The 15,754-nt window shown below is 32.8% G+C and carries 15 protein-coding genes; 10 read left to right on the top strand and 5 right to left on the bottom strand.

Going from position 1 to position 15,754, the window contains the following annotated elements; translation table 11 throughout:
• Positions 1-79 precede the first annotated feature (79 nt).
• Positions 80-682 carry a PAS domain-containing protein gene (locus KHA90_RS06830; RefSeq protein WP_213296761.1) on the top strand — a complete coding sequence of 201 codons (603 nt, stop codon included), beginning with the start codon at positions 80-82 and terminating at the stop codon, positions 680-682.
• Positions 683-1,040: 358 nt separating this feature from the next.
• On the opposite strand, the gene recG is transcribed toward KHA90_RS06830, so the two are convergent.
• A complete protein-coding gene (recG, locus tag KHA90_RS06825) occupies positions 1,041-3,149 on the bottom strand; it encodes an ATP-dependent DNA helicase RecG (RefSeq protein WP_213296758.1) in 2,109 nt (702 codons plus the stop codon).
• Positions 3,150-3,491: 342 nt separating this feature from the next.
• On the opposite strand from recG, the gene KHA90_RS06820 reads away from it, so the two are divergent.
• Complete coding sequence (locus tag KHA90_RS06820) at positions 3,492-3,923, top strand: hypothetical protein (RefSeq protein WP_213296756.1); 432 nt, start codon at positions 3,492-3,494, stop codon at positions 3,921-3,923.
• An 85-nt stretch (positions 3,924-4,008) separates the two neighbouring features.
• Entirely contained in the window at positions 4,009-4,557 is a 549-nt protein-coding gene (locus KHA90_RS06815; RefSeq protein ID WP_213296754.1) for a DUF1697 domain-containing protein, read from the top strand.
• Between the two features lie 154 nt (positions 4,558-4,711).
• Here KHA90_RS06815 and KHA90_RS06810 read toward each other — a convergent pair whose 3' ends face one another.
• Both KHA90_RS06810 and KHA90_RS06805 read right to left on the bottom strand, forming a co-directional pair.
• Entirely contained in the window at positions 4,712-5,113 is a 402-nt protein-coding gene (locus tag KHA90_RS06810; RefSeq protein ID WP_213296752.1) for a hypothetical protein, read from the bottom strand.
• Positions 5,114-5,119: 6 nt separating this feature from the next.
• Positions 5,120-5,857, bottom strand: coding sequence for a Dph6-related ATP pyrophosphatase (locus KHA90_RS06805; RefSeq protein ID WP_213296750.1), 738 nt, complete (start codon positions 5,855-5,857; stop codon positions 5,120-5,122).
• 89 nt (positions 5,858-5,946) lie between these two features.
• Here KHA90_RS06805 and KHA90_RS06800 point away from each other — a divergent pair, with 89 nt between their 5' ends.
• From KHA90_RS06800 to KHA90_RS06790, 3 genes are all read left to right on the top strand, one after another.
• Positions 5,947-6,777 carry a transposase gene (locus tag KHA90_RS06800; protein WP_213296748.1) on the top strand — a complete coding sequence of 277 codons (831 nt, stop codon included), beginning with the start codon at positions 5,947-5,949 and terminating at the stop codon, positions 6,775-6,777.
• Between the two features lie 6 nt (positions 6,778-6,783).
• Positions 6,784-8,850 (top strand): M1 family metallopeptidase, encoded by a 2,067-nt coding sequence (locus tag KHA90_RS06795; RefSeq protein ID WP_213296746.1) that lies wholly within the window; start codon positions 6,784-6,786, stop codon positions 8,848-8,850.
• Between the two features lie 227 nt (positions 8,851-9,077).
• Positions 9,078-9,977, top strand: coding sequence for a patatin-like phospholipase family protein (locus KHA90_RS06790; protein ID WP_213296743.1), 900 nt, complete (start codon positions 9,078-9,080; stop codon positions 9,975-9,977).
• Positions 9,978-10,064: 87 nt separating this feature from the next.
• Here the strand turns inward: KHA90_RS06790 and KHA90_RS06785 are convergent, their stop codons facing one another.
• Complete coding sequence (locus KHA90_RS06785; RefSeq protein ID WP_213296740.1) at positions 10,065-10,586, bottom strand: DUF7935 family protein; 522 nt, start codon at positions 10,584-10,586, stop codon at positions 10,065-10,067.
• Between the two features lie 125 nt (positions 10,587-10,711).
• On the opposite strand from KHA90_RS06785, the gene KHA90_RS06780 reads away from it, so the two are divergent.
• Both KHA90_RS06780 and KHA90_RS06775 read left to right on the top strand, forming a co-directional pair.
• Entirely contained in the window at positions 10,712-11,482 is a 771-nt protein-coding gene (locus KHA90_RS06780) for a sulfite exporter TauE/SafE family protein (protein ID WP_213296738.1), read from the top strand.
• A gap of 123 nt (positions 11,483-11,605) precedes the next feature.
• Positions 11,606-11,905 (top strand): hypothetical protein, encoded by a 300-nt coding sequence (locus KHA90_RS06775; RefSeq protein WP_213296735.1) that lies wholly within the window; start codon positions 11,606-11,608, stop codon positions 11,903-11,905.
• Here the strand turns inward: KHA90_RS06775 and KHA90_RS06770 are convergent.
• Positions 11,889-12,164, bottom strand: coding sequence for a hypothetical protein (locus KHA90_RS06770; RefSeq protein ID WP_244860261.1), 276 nt, complete (start codon positions 12,162-12,164; stop codon positions 11,889-11,891). The genes KHA90_RS06775 and KHA90_RS06770 overlap by 17 nt on opposite strands.
• A gap of 359 nt (positions 12,165-12,523) precedes the next feature.
• Between KHA90_RS06770 and KHA90_RS06765 the strand changes: the two genes are divergently transcribed.
• Both KHA90_RS06765 and KHA90_RS06760 read left to right on the top strand, forming a co-directional pair.
• Positions 12,524-14,860: an ATP-dependent helicase gene (locus KHA90_RS06765; protein ID WP_213296796.1), complete on the top strand. Its 2,337-nt coding sequence runs from the start codon at positions 12,524-12,526 to the stop codon at positions 14,858-14,860.
• A 232-nt stretch (positions 14,861-15,092) separates the two neighbouring features.
• Positions 15,093-15,713, top strand: a complete 621-nt coding sequence (locus KHA90_RS06760; protein ID WP_213296732.1) for an L-threonylcarbamoyladenylate synthase — start codon at positions 15,093-15,095, stop codon at positions 15,711-15,713.
• Positions 15,714-15,754 lie beyond the last annotated feature (41 nt).

The following is a 15,754-nucleotide window of genomic DNA, read 5'->3' as shown; positions in this document are numbered from 1 at the left end:
ACTTATTCGAATAATACTTTAAAAGCCCCCGAATTTATTACGCAAAAAGAGAATTGCCTATTATTTAAAATACAAATTTATGGATAACAGAATTAATCGCCCAACTCCATCTGACAGAGAAGTTGATTGGAATAAAACTAAAGTATTATTAAGTAAAACAGATACAAAAGGAACCATTTTATATGCAAATGAAGCTTTTATTGATGTGTCAGGATATGATGAACATGAGCTAATAGGTCAGCCTCATAACATAATACGTCATCCTGATATGCCAAAAGTGATTTTTAAATTCTTATGGGACAGCATAAAATCCAGTGAAAATATTCATGTTGTTATAAAAAACATGTCAAAAACCGGAAGGTATTATTGGGTTGTGACCGAGTTTAAAATCATTGCTGACACCGATGGAGAAATTGCAGGATATTTTGGGACCAGAAAATCTGTTCCTGAAGAACTTATTGTCAAATTTATTGAGCCTTTGTATAAAAAACTGCTTCATATAGAGCAAGTAAGCGGTCAGGGAGCCTCTGAAGATTATTTAATTGGGTTTCTGGAAGAGCGCAAAAAGACCTATATGGAATATATCGATCACCTGATTGCCACAGGAAAAGATGATAAAAATAAAATTAGCAAAGGACTTTTTAGCGGTCTTTTTGAGAAGAAAACGGCACAAAAAAAATAGCAGATTTTAAAGAGATGCTTCATTGTATAAATGTCCAAAGATTCAAACTGAAAGTTTGTCCCCCAACAAATCTAAATCACCCTGATAAGTTATTGAATTTTTGAGGTGTTTTTACAGTGGAGCTTTTTTATAAAAAGGTGCAAAGGAACAAAGGGTCAAAGTTGCAAAGGTTTTAATTATTTAGGGTATTTCTTAAATTTAAGTTTCAAAGCCTTCGCTCTCGCCCAGGACGACAATTAGAACTAAATTTATATTTTATTAAATGAAATTTTTTAAGTTTCTAAGTATTTAAGATATTTCTTAATTGCAAGTTGTCAAAATCTTTGAACCTCTGAACCTTTGCGTCTTTGAGCCTTTTTTAGCTTATATAATTCCAAATATTCTTTCTCTTAGTCAATTCCAGGAAAACAGCTTTTAGGACAGCGTGTTCTGGTTTTTGGAGCGGTCCGTCTTCTTTTAGGATTTTCATGGCGTAGTTTCTGGCGAGACCTAAAATATCCCTGTCGCGCACGATATCAGCAATTTGCAGGTTTAAAACACCACTTTGTTGCGTTCCCATTAAATCGCCGGGACCACGAAGTTTAAGATCGACCTCGGCAATTTCGAAACCGTCATTTGTTTGCACCATCGTCTCCATTCGGGTTTTACTGTCGGCACTTAACTTGTGGCTCGTCATTAAAATACAATAACTTTGTTCAGCGCCACGCCCCACACGCCCGCGTAATTGATGCAATTGAGAAAGTCCAAAACGTTCAGCACTTTCAATAATCATAACACTCGCATTGGGCACGTTTACACCAACTTCAATTACCGTTGTTGCCACCATAATATTCGTTTTACCTTCAGAAAAGCGTTTCATTTCAGCATCTTTATCCGCTGGTTTCATTTTTCCGTGTAAGATCGAAATCGAATATTGCGGCAATGGGAAATCACGTGATATACTTTCGTAGCCGTCCATTAAATCCTTATAATCCATTTTTTCTGATTCCTGAATTAACGGATAAACGATATAAATCTGTCTTCCCAGCGCAATTTCATCCCTTAAAAATTTCCAGACTTTTAAACGATTGCTATCAAATCTATGCACCGTTTGAATGGGTTTTCTGCCAGGAGGCAATTCATCAATCACCGAAATATCTAAATCTCCGTACAAACTCATTGCTAAAGTTCTGGGAATAGGAGTGGCGGTCATGACCAAAACGTGTGGCGGAATTTCATTTTTCTTCCACAATTTAGATCTTTGTTCCACCCCAAAACGATGTTGCTCATCAATTACCGCTAATCCTAAATTGAGGAATTTTACTTTATCCTCTAACAAAGCGTGCGTGCCAATTAAAATGTGCAGACTTCCGTTTTCAAGTTCTTCGTGAATGATTCTTCGAGCAGCAATTTTAGTAGAACCCGTTAATATTTTTATGTTGATATTGAGCGTTTCAGCCAATTCTGATAATCCAATAAAATGCTGATTGGCAAGAATTTCTGTTGGCGCCATTAAACACGCCTGAAAACCATTGTCAATTGCCAAAAGCATACTCAAAAAAGCCACAATTGTTTTTCCGGAACCTACATCTCCCTGCAATAATCGGTTCATTTGGGCGTTGCTTCCCATATCTGCACGGATTTCTTTCACCACTCTTTTTTGAGCGTTTGTCAATTGAAAAGGCAAATGGTTCTGATAAAATTCATTAAAAAACTCACCCACTTTTGTAAACGGATGTCCTTTTATTTTGTGTTTTCGGATCAGGTTTTTGGTAATTAATTGCAATTGGATAAAAAACAATTCTTCAAACTTTAATCGAAATTGGGCTTTCGCCAAAGCATCCGGACTTTTAGGAAAATGTATGTTGAATAAAGCGGCTCTTTTTGAGATTAGTTTTAATTCTTCGATTAAATAAGCAGGAAAAGTTTCCGTAAATAAAGCCTGAGTTTCAACAAACAATTGTTCCATCATTTTATTAATGGTTCTGTTTGAAATTCCTCTGTTCGTCAACGTTTCGGTCGACGGATAAACGGGTTGCATCGCTGAACGAAGGCTTCTTTCATGCTCGCTAAACAACTCAATTTCAGGATGCGCCATACTAAACTGACTTCCGTAAAGGGAACATTTGCCAAAGATTACACAAACTTCGTTCAGTTTTAAACTTTCCCGAATCCATTTATGTCCCTGAAACCAATTCAGGTCAATTTGCCCCGTATCATCTACAAAAGTGGCGACGAGACGCTTTTTGTTTTTAGCAAATTCAACCGTTTTTATGTTGATGATTTTACCAATAATCTGAACTTCTGAACCTGTATTTTGAAGTTCATTAATCTTGTAATATCGCGTTCTGTCAATATATCTATTCGGAAAAAAATTAACCAAATCCCCGTATTTATGAATTCCCAATTCCTTACGAAGCAACTGGCCACGACTGGGACCAACGCCTTTTAAGTATTCAATTGGGGTTTCCAGGAGATTATTCGACATTTTTTTTTAGACTGGCTTAGATTTTTATATTTTAGTTTAGATGAAGATAATAGAAGCAAGAAGAAAGACTTATATGTGTCTATTTTCTTTCTTCTTTACTCTTTTTTCTTTCTCAAGCGAAGATAGATTTTAATTCACAATTTTGAAAGTCTAATATGGTTTCAAAATCAATTACATTGGTTTTCTTGAAATGATTTTTAAAAGTTTATCGTTAATTAATGTAAGTTATTACTTAATTTTAAAATATTTATGCATAGTTTTATATTATTAAATCATAACTAAAACAACCATTTAATAAAAAAATAATATTATAAGTATATTAACTCTTAAAAAACTAAACAAATGAAAAAAATTGCAATTGTACTTGTCCTTATATTAAGTCTTATATCTTGTTCAAGTAATGATAAATCAAAAGCATCAGCTGTAAGTGATTATTACGGAAAGTGGACTTTAGTTAAAATTTCTGGCAATAAAATTAATGCCGAAACTACAGGATCTAAAATGGAATGGCAGGAAAATTATGTTTTTAATACTGACGGAACATTTGTAAAGACCAGAGTAGCAGACAATACAACTACAACTTCCAGCGGAACATTTGTAATTGAAAAAAAAGATAATACTGTAGGTTTTGCGTTAACTCACAAAGAAAGTAGTCCAATTATAGGGAATTGTATGGGAGATTTATCTGAATTTCTCTCAATTAATGAAGACAATTTATTACAAAGTTCATGGCAAATGTGTGATGGTCCGGGCTTACTTTATAAAAAATCATAAATAAAAAGCTGTAAGTTTGCAGATATAGGGAGTATTTGATTTCAAATTATTGAATGCTCTTTTTATTTTATCCTAAATTTTTGAAATGACAACACACTTAGCACTTTTGCGCGGAATTAATGTTTCCGGTCACAATATGATGAAAATGGATGCTTTGAAAACAATGTTAGAAAATATTGGTTTTCAAAACGTTAGAACTTATTTGCAATCCGGAAATGTTTTTGTTGATACTGAAGAAGATAGTGTTTCGAAAGTAGGATTTATGATCAAACAGGAAATTTTTAAAGTTTTTGGTCATGAAGTTCCTGTGGTTGTTGTTACCAAAGAAGATCTTGAATTGTGTTTTAAAAACAGTCCATTTTTAAAAGAAAAAGATTTAGATACTAAAAAATTGTATGTGGCTTTTGTTTCTGTAGCTTTAAAAAGCGAAAATATAAACGACTTAAAAATCAGCCAGTTCAAACCGGATGAAGCCAGTATTGATGGTAACAGGATTTTTATTAAATATGCCGTTGGAGCCGGAAAAACGAGATTTGATCAAAAATATATCGAGAAAAAACTAAACGTAACAGCAACAATTAGAAACTGGAACACGGTTACTAATTTGCTTGCAATGTATTCTGAAAATAATTAGATAATGTGCCAATTTGATAATTAGATAATTTGGTAGCGGGATAATTGAAAATGGGATAATTTGGAAATCTTTTTAATCATGAAATCTGTGGCAAAATTAAGTAGTTAATAAATTTTCTAATTGATTTTAATTATATTTTTCTCACTAAATTAAATTATTTATAATCAGTTGATATCAATTTTTTCTTCAGAAAAATGGTGTCGGCGTTATGAATGGTTCCTTTTCTGTTTCCGCCACCAAAAGGGTTGAATAACTGAATAGACTTTTTTTGATAATCTTCTTTGTAAATTTCTTCATTTACTAGTAACGGAGGCGCTTCATAACCAATAAATGTAAACTGCGAATAGCGTTGTTCCTTTAATTTAAAATAACCTTTTATATCCGTAAGATTTTCTCCAACTTTGCAATTTACAATGGGTTGGCGCGTAATTGAATCATAAATATAACCCACAATTTGTGGTCGTTTACATCTGCTCACTAAACAGCTATGACAGACGAAAGCAGTAGTAATTAATAAAATAAGCGCAGGTAATTTCTTAAAATTAAATCTTTTCATTTTTTCTTAAATTAAATCACAATACCAAAATCCAAAATCAAAGGCGTCACTTGCATTTGTATCGCAAGCCGTATCTGAGGAATCCTGTCTTTTGGGTTTTTCATATTTTCGATACACGATTTCGCCAATTTCAAAATTTATTGGTTCAGAGAAAATTGGTCCGTCAAAAGTAAAAGTATGAAATTCGCCATTTTCTCCGCAAACATCGACGTTTTCAGGTAAATCATTGATAAAATCCTGATCTATGATTCTGCCAACAAAACTTTTATCGAGATAACGTTCATTAACACAAACTACAATTGTTTTAAAACCTAACGAAATAAATTCCTGAATTAAATCAATTGTCGGAATCTTCCAAAGCGGAAAAATACCTTCAAAACCTATTTTAGCCAATTGATCTTCGCGATATTTGCGTAGATCTTCCAGAAAAATATCACCGAAAATAGAATATCCAATGCCTTGATTTTTTAATTCGGTCAAAGTCTCAGTCATTACATTTTCGTAGACTTCCATTGTTGGCATTTCAGGAACCTGCATGATTTTTAATGGTAAACCAATACTTTTTGCCTGTGCTTCAAGTAATTCAACACGAACGCCATGCATCGAAATACGTTGGAATTGTTGATTTACACTCGTTAATAAATATTCGATTTTAAAATCAGTATTTTGCAGTGTTTTATATAATGCCAAAGCAGAATCTTTTCCGCTGCTCCAGTTAAATAATGCTTTTTTGGGTGTCGACACGTTGTTATAATTTTCTCTGGTAAACTTACAAATTTGATTCGATTTGTTGGTGAAACCTTTGTAACTTTGGATTTCTTACACGCCGAAAAATGACATTATTTAAAGATAAATTTAAAATTGATTCTAAAAGATTGAAAAACTGGGATTATTCCGGTGAAGCTGTTTATTTTATTACAATGGTTACTAAAAATCGAGAATGTATTTTTAGATCTATTATAAATGATAAAATGATTTTAAACGAGAATGGTCAAATTGTAGAAAATGAATTATTGAAATCGATTAAAATTCGTAAAAATTGGTTTTTCCATAATTGGATTGTGATGCCAAATCATATTCATTTATTAATTGAGATTCAGCAACCGCGATTAGAAACGCAAATCATCGACACAAAAATTATCGACACGAAAATTGACGATACGAAAATCATCAATACAAAAATCATCAATACAATAATCATCAACGCAAAAATTGACGGCACAAAAAATATCAACACAAAAATTGCACACACGCATATCGTAGAGGCGCACAGCAGTGCGTCTCCGTCCAGCATATCGACAACGAATGTCGCCACAAATAATGAAATATCTAATTTGCCAATCTTTGGCGAGACGCACTGCTGTGCGCCTCTACGGAATCGCCAGGAGAATAATTTTGATGAAAATTTTGGGCAAAATTTCAATCAAAATCGTGAACACAATCAAAAACAATTGGAATCAACATTATCCCGAAAACCTAATTCTATTTCGTCATTTGTTGCTTTATTCAAATCGGTGACAACCAGACAAATCAACGGATCGGTTTCGATTTGGCAATCCAATTATCACGATCATATTGTTCGTAATTACAAAAGATTTGAGACAATTTACAATTATATAAAAACCAACCCAAGTTCGTGGGAAACGGATTCTATGAAACTCTAATTTTTAATGAAATACATTTTTTTATTTATCTCCAGTTTTGCTTTTGCACAACAAACCCAGTTTATCGATTTTAAATCAGTTAACGGACAATTGAAATTAAATGCAACCGAAAAATCAGTCTCCGGAATTGTCCATTATCAATTTGAGGTTTTAAAACCCGTTGATACTATAAAAATCGATGCCAAAAACATGGAATTTACTCATGTTCAAATTTATAATAAAGAGGCGATTTATATTAATACGGGCAAGGAATTAAAAATCATTGGTAATTTCCAGAAAGGGCAAAATCATTTGACTTTTGAATATTTGGTTAAACCGAAACAGGCATTATATTTTGTTGCCATTGAAAATTCTGAAGTTCAAATCTGGACGCAAGGACAAGGCAGATATACGAGTAATTGGTTTCCGAGTTTTGATGATGTAAATGAAAAGGTGATTTTTAATCTCGGAATTACTTATGATAAAGATTATCAGGTAGTTTCTAACGGAATTTTAAAGGAAAAGAATCCAGACGGAAATTTAATTCATTGGCAATATCAAATGGAAAAACCAATGAGTTCCTATTTATTAATGCTGGCAATTGGGAAATATGATAAAAAAGAATTCAAGGCAAAATCTAAAATTCCGCTAGAATACTATCTGGAAAATAAAGATGCCAATCGTTTTGAACCGACTTACAGATATTCAAAACGCATTTTCGATTTTTTGGAAAAGGAAATAGGAGTGAAGTATCCTTGGGGAATTTATCGAGAAATTCCGGTTCGTGATTTTTTATATGCCGGAATGGAAAATACCACAACTACGCTTTTTGCAACTCGTTATGTAGTTGATTCAACTGGTTTTGCAGATCGAAATTACACAAATGTTGATGCACATGAATTAGCGCATCACTGGTTTGGTGATTTAATTACTGCCGAAAGCAGCACGCATCACTGGCTTCAGGAAGGTTTTGCAACATATTATGCGGCTTTGGCAGAAAGAGAAATTTATGGTGATGATTTTTTCTATTCAAAATTATACGAGACGGCGCAACAAATAAAATTTGCTTCCAGAACTGATTCTATTCCGGTTTTAAATGCCAAAGCAAGTTCGTTGACTTTTTACGAAAAAGGAGCCTGGGCTTTGTTTGTTTTGCATGAATCTATTGGCGATAAAGCATTCAAAAAGGCAATTAAAAGTTATTTAAAAAAGTACGCTTATCAAAACGTGAATACGCAAAACTTTTTTGATGAAATTAAAAAAGTATCTGATTTTGATTTGGTTCAATTTCAGAAAACATGGTTGGAATCTACCGCTTTTGATACGCCAACAGCAAACGCTTTATTGAGTAAAAACAAAGCAATTCTGGTTCGTTTAGAAGTTGATAAATTAAAGAAAACCCCTTTTGCCGAAAAAGAAGATTTTTTAAAGAAGACTTTGGAATCAAATGTTTATGAAACTGTAAAAGAGGCGATTGTAAATCAATTAGAGACTGAAAAATACGAAGCTAAGAAACAACTTTTGCAAATAGCGTTACAAACTAATATGATTCAGGTTCGACAAGCTGTTGCTGGTTCGATGTCTAAAATTCCGGAAGATTTTAGAACAAGTTATGAAACGTTATTAAATGACAATTCCTATCAGACACAGGAAATTGCTTTGTACTATTTATGGAAAAACTTTCCTGATCACCGTACAGAATATCTTGATAAATCAAAAGATTGGATTGGTTTCAATGACTTTAATCTTCGTACTTTATGGCTTTCTTTAGCATTGTCAACTCCAAACTATAGCGATAATCCGGAAATATTAGTGTCAGAATTAATTGATTTTTCTTCAACCAAATATGAAGCGACAACGAGACAAAATGCACTTGAAAAATTAATTGCTTTTAAGATTATTAACGATCAGGTTCTCAGTAATTTAGTTGGTTCTACAACACATCATATGTGGCAATTTTCAAAATATGGCAGAGATACAATCCGACTTTTATTAAAAAATTCTGATTTGCGTGCTTCGTTTAATAGAATTTTACCTAATTTGACCCCCGATGAACAGTTTCAATTGAATCGTTTGCTGGCTGAGAAAAGTTAGATGTTAGAGAATAGAGGCAAGATTTTAGAGGCAAGATTAAAGAGGCAAGATTAGAGAAGCAAGAGAATAGAGGCAAGATTTTAGAGGCAAGATTGTAGATGCTGGAGAATAGAGACTAGATTATAGAAGCAAGAGAATAATAAACATAGATTTTAGTCTATTCTCTTGATTCTTGACTCTTTTTTCTCCCCTAAAAAAAATCCAAATACAAAACCTACATTATATTTATGAGAGCATTGGTTATTTCTGGTGGAGGAAGTAAGGGCGCATTTGCCGGTGGCGTAGCGCAATATTTAATAGAAGAGAAAAATCACGAATATGATTTGTTTTTAGGAACTTCTACAGGAAGCTTACTTATTCCGCATTTGGCACTTGGTCATATCAAAAAAATTCATTCCGTTTACACCAATGTTACCATGAACGGAATCTTTAATATTTGCCCGTTTGTGGTTAAAGTTAAAGATGGAATCGATATTGTTACAATTAATCACTTTAATGTTTTGCGTCAGTTTTTTAAAGGAAAAAGGACATTTGGCGAAAGCAAAGGTTTGCGTAAATACATCAAATCAAATTTTTCAATATCTGATTTTAATAATCTTAAAAAACTCAAAAGTGATGTTGTGGTTACGGTTACTAATTTCACTAAAAATGAATCAGAGTATAAATCTGTTAAAGATTGTACTTATGAAGAGTTTTGTGATTGGTCTTGGATTTCAAGTAATTATGTTCCGTTTATGAGTTTGGTTGAGAAAGACAATTGCGAATATGGTGATGGTGGATTTTCAAGTTTAGTTCCTATTCGTGAAGCCATAAATCGTGGCGCAACAGAAATTGACGTAATTATTCTTGAAACCGAAGTGAATATGACGAAAACCGTTATAGGTAAAAATCCGTTTTCACTAATGATTGATTTGTTCCGAATTGCTTTAGATCAGGTTGAAAAACATGATATTGCTATAGGAAAACTTATGGCAAACAGTAAAGATGTGAAACTTAACTTATATTACACTCCAACACGATTAACAGATAATGCCCTTATTTTTAATAAAGAAGTGATGAAAGAATGGTGGGAACAAGGTTACGAATATGCTCAGAATAAGTCTGAAGTTATGAGTGATAATAAGTAGATTTTAGATTTTAGATTGCCGTATGTAATTTAAAAATTATTCTTTTACTCAATCTAAAATCTAAAATCTGAATTCTAAAATTAAAATCTACCACAATTCCGAAACCTCATTTTTAATATATCCCAAAGCAGCATTACTTGGAGATTGTTTCTCTAATAAATCATTCAAAATTTTCTCTCTTAATTTATCTGCGCTGTCAACACGATCGCTCATGGCGGCTTTGCGGATCATTTGTATCGTTGAGTTTTTTGCCGTTGTGATTATTGTCCAACATTCATCAGACATATAAATTTGCTGCGTTAGATTGTGTTCGAATTCTTGCTCGATCTGGTCAATTACAAAATTTTCATAATCGTGTTTTTCGTGTGAAATTGGCACAATTCTAATAAGTAATTTTGTCAAATTAATACGCTCTAAATATAAAGTCATACGCTCGTAAGCCTGTAAACGTATTGGTAAAGATTCTTTATGAGCTTCTTTGTTTAATAAAAAATTACGTTTTTTATCGTTGTTTTTTATATGCAATTCAAAAAAACTGTAAGCCACAAATCCGGTAACAATGGCTGGTAAAGTATAACTGGCTAATTCTATAATTCTTGTAAAATCCATTTGGTTCAATTTTTCAACAAAAATATACTTTTTGCTGAGAAATCCACTTTAAATTTTATTGTAATAAAGAAAATGTAAGGCTACTTTTGTGCACATCTTTTAAAACTGTCTGAAATACAATCATAATGGAAACATATATCATCGTTTTACTTTGCCTGGCTGCTTTTGCTGCAGGATTTATTGATGCAATTGTTGGCGGTGGTGGATTAATTCAAACTCCAATGGGATTAATCTTGTTGCCTAATTTGCCTGTTTCTACAGTTGTAGGATCCTTAAAAATCCCTGCTTTTACAGGAACTGCGTTTGCTGCTTTCCAATATTTGAAAAAAGTGGTGATTCAGTGGAAGTTACTTTTGATCATGATGTGTCTTGCTGTTCCATCTGCATTTTTAGGATCGACTTTATTGACAATGGTGAGTAATGATTTTATGAAACCGCTTTTGCTTGTAGTTTTATCGTTATTGTTTATATATACGTATGCAAAGAAAAATTTTGGACAACATGTTGCGAAAGATCATTCGGCTACAACACAAATTATTTACGCTGTTGTAATTAGTATAATCGTTGGCTTTTACGACGGATTTATTGGTCCGGGAACGGGGAGTTTTTTTGTAGTGGCTTTTATTGCACTTTTAGGTTTTGATTTTTTGCACGCTTCGGCGAATGCAAAAATGGTTAATCTGGCAACAAATTTTGGATCAATTTGTCTGTTTATGATAAAAGGAAAGATCATTTGGTCAATTGCAATTCCGATGGCAATAAGCAACGGACTTGGCGGATGGATTGGTGCAAAACTGGCAATCAATAAAGGAAATGGATTTATTAGGGTTTTCTTTTTGGTTGTGGTAATTGGTACTTTGATTCGGTTTGCTTATGATGTGTTTTTTAAGAATTAAGGAGCTTAGACTCTAAGATTCTGAGTTGCTAAGTTTTTTTATAAAATTCTTCTTACTTATCAATTTCTATTATCAAAATTAAACTATCTTTGTATTATATAATGCAATAAAAAGTATCACAAAATGATAGAAGTAGTTGAGAATTACGAAAAATACATTGATAGCTTACCTGAATTAATAAATAAGTCTTATTATAAGGCTGAGTTTTTTATGCAAAAATTAGGCTTAAAGCATGCAACCTACTACAGAAAATTGAAGTTAAAAAATTTCACTCATCAAGAAGTGAAGTTAATAACGACTTTATTGTTTCCTGAAGAACTATTAATTCAGGAATTTCAAAAAAGTGAAGATGATATAAAAGCAGGAAGAACAATTGATTTCTCGGAATTTAAAGAGAAACTAAGAGCTAAGTATAACATTTAGATCTAAAGGTTTTCTTTTGTTGTCCCAAAATAAAATAAATTACTTGTATTTCAATTTTGTAAAATAAATAGACATGATTTGATATCAAAAATTTTCTATAGGAAGTTTTTTCATGTCTTGAACCTATGTGATTATTTTCCTGAATTAAATTTAAAATTATAATTGTTTTTTTAGCAAACGAATCAGCTTTAGTTTGAGAATATTTATTGGTAATATCAAAATAAGTTTTTTCGGCGTTATCTGTGAATAGTATTTTCATTTGATTTTATTAATTGTAAATATAGAATTAAATAACAAAATGAAGTATTTTTCTTTCAAAAAAAACTCAAGTAAAGCCAATTGTTTCTTTTTAGCCCCGATAGAGGCGATATCCTCGTAGAGAAACGGAGAGATAAAGCCGAAAGCGGGAACTATGTTTCTTAAAATTACAATTGTTTCTGCTTCAAAAAAAGAAGAATCTGAGTTGCTTAGCCCTTTATAAACTTAGAAAAAAAGCCAATTGTTCTACTTCAAAAAAAACTTAGAATCTTAGAACCTCAGAAACTTAATACCTTAAAAAGGTAGTAGCTATTTCAATCAATAATTCTTATTTTTGCATTAATTATGGAGAAAAATTTCATGCAAAAATATATTGACCAGCTCAATGAAGCACAACGAGAACCCGTTTTACAAAAAGACGGGCCAATGATTATTATTGCTGGTGCAGGTTCTGGAAAAACTCGTGTGTTAACGATTAGAATTGCTTATTTAATGGCTCAGGGTGTTGATGCGTTCAGCATTTTGTCGCTGACTTTTACAAACAAGGCAGCTCGTGAAATGAAGCACAGGATTTCGGATATTGTAGGAGCAAGTGAGGCTAAAAATCTGTGGATGGGAACTTTTCACTCGATTTTTGCCCGTATTCTTCGTGCAGAATCAGATCATTTGGGGTATCCATCTAATTTTACCATTTATGATTCACAGGATTCTGCAAGGCTAATTTCATCTATTATTAAGGAGATGCAGCTGGATCGTGATGTTTATAAACCTAAACAAATTTTAGGAAGGATTTCATCTTATAAAAATAGTTTAATTACCGTTAAAGCTTATTTTAATAATCCTGAATTGGTTGAAGCTGATGCAATGGCGAAAAGACCTCGTTTGGGAGAAATTTATCAGCAATATGTAGAACGTTGTTTCAAAGCCGGAGCAATGGATTTTGATGATTTATTGTTGAAAACCAATGAATTACTGACGCGTTTTCCTGAGGTTTTATCTAAATATCAAAACCGTTTTCGTTATATATTAGTTGATGAGTACCAGGATACAAATCACTCTCAGTATTTGATTGTTAGGGCTTTATCAGATAAATTTCAGAATATTTGTGTCGTTGGTGATGATGCGCAGAGTATCTATGCGTTCCGTGGTGCAAATATCAATAATATTTTGAATTTCCAGAAGGATTATGAAGGTGTAAAAATGTTTCGACTGGAGCAAAATTACCGTTCGACCAGAAATATTGTTGAAGCAGCAAATACAATTATTGATCATAATAAAGTTAAACTTGATAAAATTGTTTGGACTGCAAATGATTTTGGAGCCAAAATAAAAATACACCGTAGCTTAACGGATGCTGAAGAAGGACGTTTTGTAGCGAGTACTATTTTTGAGCAAAAAATGATGAATCAGATGCATAATGGTTCATTTGCGATCTTGTATCGTACAAATGCGCAATCACGTGCAATGGAGGACGCTTTAAGAAAACGTGATATTCCGTACCGAATTTATGGTGGTTTATCATTTTACCAACGTAAGGAAATTAAGGATGTTTTGTGTTATTTGCGTTTGGTCATTAACCCGAAAGACGAAGAAGCTCTTGTTCGGGTTATCAATTATCCGGCTCGTGGAATTGGGGATACAACGGTTGAAAAACTTACAATTGCTGCCAATCACTACAAACGTTCGATTTGGGAAGTGATGGTAAATATTGATAAAATCGACCTGAAATTAAACACAGGAACGAAGAATAAAATAAATGATTTTGTTACGATGATTCAGAGTTTTCAGGTGATCGATCAAAATCAGGATGCTTTTTATATTACTGATTATGTTGCCAAGAAAACAGGTTTAGTTCAGGAGCTCAAAAAAGATGCTACTCCGGAAGGAATGGCAAAAATCCAGAATATCGAGGAACTGTTAAACGGTTTAAAAGATTTTACTGAAGGACAAAAAGAAATTGACGGAGCAAGAGGAGCATTATCTGAATTTATGGAGGATGTAGCACTTGCAACTGATTTAGATAAAGACACATCTGATGAAGATCGCGTGGCTTTGATGACAATTCACCTGGCAAAAGGGCTTGAATTTCCTCATGTTTTTGTGGTGGGAATGGAAGAAGATTTGTTTCCGAGTGCGATGAGTATGAGTACCAGAAGTGAATTAGAGGAAGAACGTCGTTTATTTTACGTAGCTTTAACTCGTGCAGAGCATCAGGCGTATTTGACTTATGCGCAATCTCGTTACCGCTGGGGGAAATTGACGGATAGTGAACCTTCACGTTTTATTGAAGAAATTGACGGGCAATATTTAGAATATTTGACTCCTGCCGAAAGTAATTACCGTTATAAATCTCAAATTGATGGAGATATTTTTGGCGATGTTGATAAATCGAAATTGCGTTTAGCAAAACCGATTGGTTCAACTCCACCAAAATATATTACAGAAAGTGAACCAAAATCAGATTTGAATGTTCGCAAATTAAAACCGGTTGGAGGTGTAAATCCTAATAACGCTGCGCCTAATTTATTTGATAGTAAGCTGACTATTGGAAATATTGTGATGCACGAACGCTTTGGAAAAGGCGAAGTGGTTAATATGGAAGGTGTTGGTGCTGATAAAAAAGCTGAGATTAAGTTTGAAGTTGGCGGTATCAAGAAATTGTTGCTAAGATTTGCTAAATTAGATGTGGTAGGGTAAGAGAAGAATATAGAAAAAAGATGATAGAAAACAGATTTTTAAAAAGTCAATTTTTTATCACCAGATTTGATTTTCTACCTTCATAATTTTCATGATTTTTCAAGAGAATAAGTATCTTTTTAGTTTAAGATTCAATATATTTTCAATTGGAATGTTGTTTTTACTTTAAAAAAAAATAAAAAGGAATAAAGAGTATTCTTTATTCTATAATCTAACATCTTTATTCTAAAAAATGGCCGAGTTCATAAAAATATATCCCGATAAACCTAATGAAGCTGCAATTGCCAAAGTGGTAAAAGTGCTTCAAAACGGAGGTTTAGTAATTTATCCAACTGATACCGTTTATGGTTTGGGTTGCGATATTACAAATTCACGCGCTTTAGAAAAAATTGCTAAAATAAAAGGAGTTAAACTTGAAAAAGCAAATTTTTCGTTTATCTGTCATGATTTAAGTAATTTATCAGATTATGTACGTCAGATTGATACGGCGACTTTCAAGATTTTAAAAAGAGCATTACCAGGTCCTTATACTTTTATTTTGCCGGGTAATAATAATTTGCCAAAAGAGTTTAAAAAGAAAACAACTGTTGGTATTCGTGTTCCCGATAATAATATAGCATTAGAAATAGTTAGAAAATTAGGGAATCCTATTGTTTCAACTTCTATTCGTGATGAAGATGATGTAATTGAGTACACCACAGATCCGGAATTAATTTTTGAAAAATGGCAAAATATTGTCGATCTTGTAATTGACGGAGGATATGGAGATAACGTCGGTTCTACAATTATCGATTTATCAGATTATGAGCCGGTTGTTATCAGGGAAGGAAAAGGAGATTTGAATATTTTGTAAGATTAAAATCATAAATTATCTAGGATAATTGAAAATGGTTT

The organism is Flavobacterium psychroterrae (genome assembly GCF_018380615.1).
GTDB classification, from domain to species: domain Bacteria; phylum Bacteroidota; class Bacteroidia; order Flavobacteriales; family Flavobacteriaceae; genus Flavobacterium; species Flavobacterium psychroterrae.
This window is presented reverse-complemented; position numbering and strand designations above follow the sequence as displayed.

What these genes read in the sequence shown, in the direction of transcription:
- KHA90_RS06830 (WP_213296761.1), top strand. Translation starts at nt 80, where the DNA reads ATGGATAACAGAATTAATCGCCCAACTCCATCTGACAGAGAAGTTGAT.
- recG (WP_213296758.1), bottom strand. Translation starts at nt 3,149, where the DNA reads ATGTCGAATAATCTCCTGGAAACCCCAATTGAATACTTAAAAGGCGTT.
- KHA90_RS06820 (WP_213296756.1), top strand. Translation starts at nt 3,492, where the DNA reads ATGAAAAAAATTGCAATTGTACTTGTCCTTATATTAAGTCTTATATCT.
- KHA90_RS06815 (WP_213296754.1), top strand. Translation starts at nt 4,009, where the DNA reads ATGACAACACACTTAGCACTTTTGCGCGGAATTAATGTTTCCGGTCAC.
- KHA90_RS06810 (WP_213296752.1), bottom strand. Translation starts at nt 5,113, where the DNA reads ATGAAAAGATTTAATTTTAAGAAATTACCTGCGCTTATTTTATTAATT.
- KHA90_RS06800 (WP_213296748.1), top strand. Translation starts at nt 5,947, where the DNA reads ATGACATTATTTAAAGATAAATTTAAAATTGATTCTAAAAGATTGAAA.
- KHA90_RS06795 (WP_213296746.1), top strand. Translation starts at nt 6,784, where the DNA reads ATGAAATACATTTTTTTATTTATCTCCAGTTTTGCTTTTGCACAACAA.
- KHA90_RS06790 (WP_213296743.1), top strand. Translation starts at nt 9,078, where the DNA reads ATGAGAGCATTGGTTATTTCTGGTGGAGGAAGTAAGGGCGCATTTGCC.
- KHA90_RS06785 (WP_213296740.1), bottom strand. Translation starts at nt 10,586, where the DNA reads ATGGATTTTACAAGAATTATAGAATTAGCCAGTTATACTTTACCAGCC.
- KHA90_RS06780 (WP_213296738.1), top strand. Translation starts at nt 10,712, where the DNA reads ATGGAAACATATATCATCGTTTTACTTTGCCTGGCTGCTTTTGCTGCA.
- KHA90_RS06775 (WP_213296735.1), top strand. Translation starts at nt 11,606, where the DNA reads ATGATAGAAGTAGTTGAGAATTACGAAAAATACATTGATAGCTTACCT.
- KHA90_RS06770 (WP_244860261.1), bottom strand. Translation starts at nt 12,164, where the DNA reads ATGAAAATACTATTCACAGATAACGCCGAAAAAACTTATTTTGATATT.
- KHA90_RS06765 (WP_213296796.1), top strand. Translation starts at nt 12,524, where the DNA reads ATGCAAAAATATATTGACCAGCTCAATGAAGCACAACGAGAACCCGTT.
- KHA90_RS06760 (WP_213296732.1), top strand. Translation starts at nt 15,093, where the DNA reads ATGGCCGAGTTCATAAAAATATATCCCGATAAACCTAATGAAGCTGCA.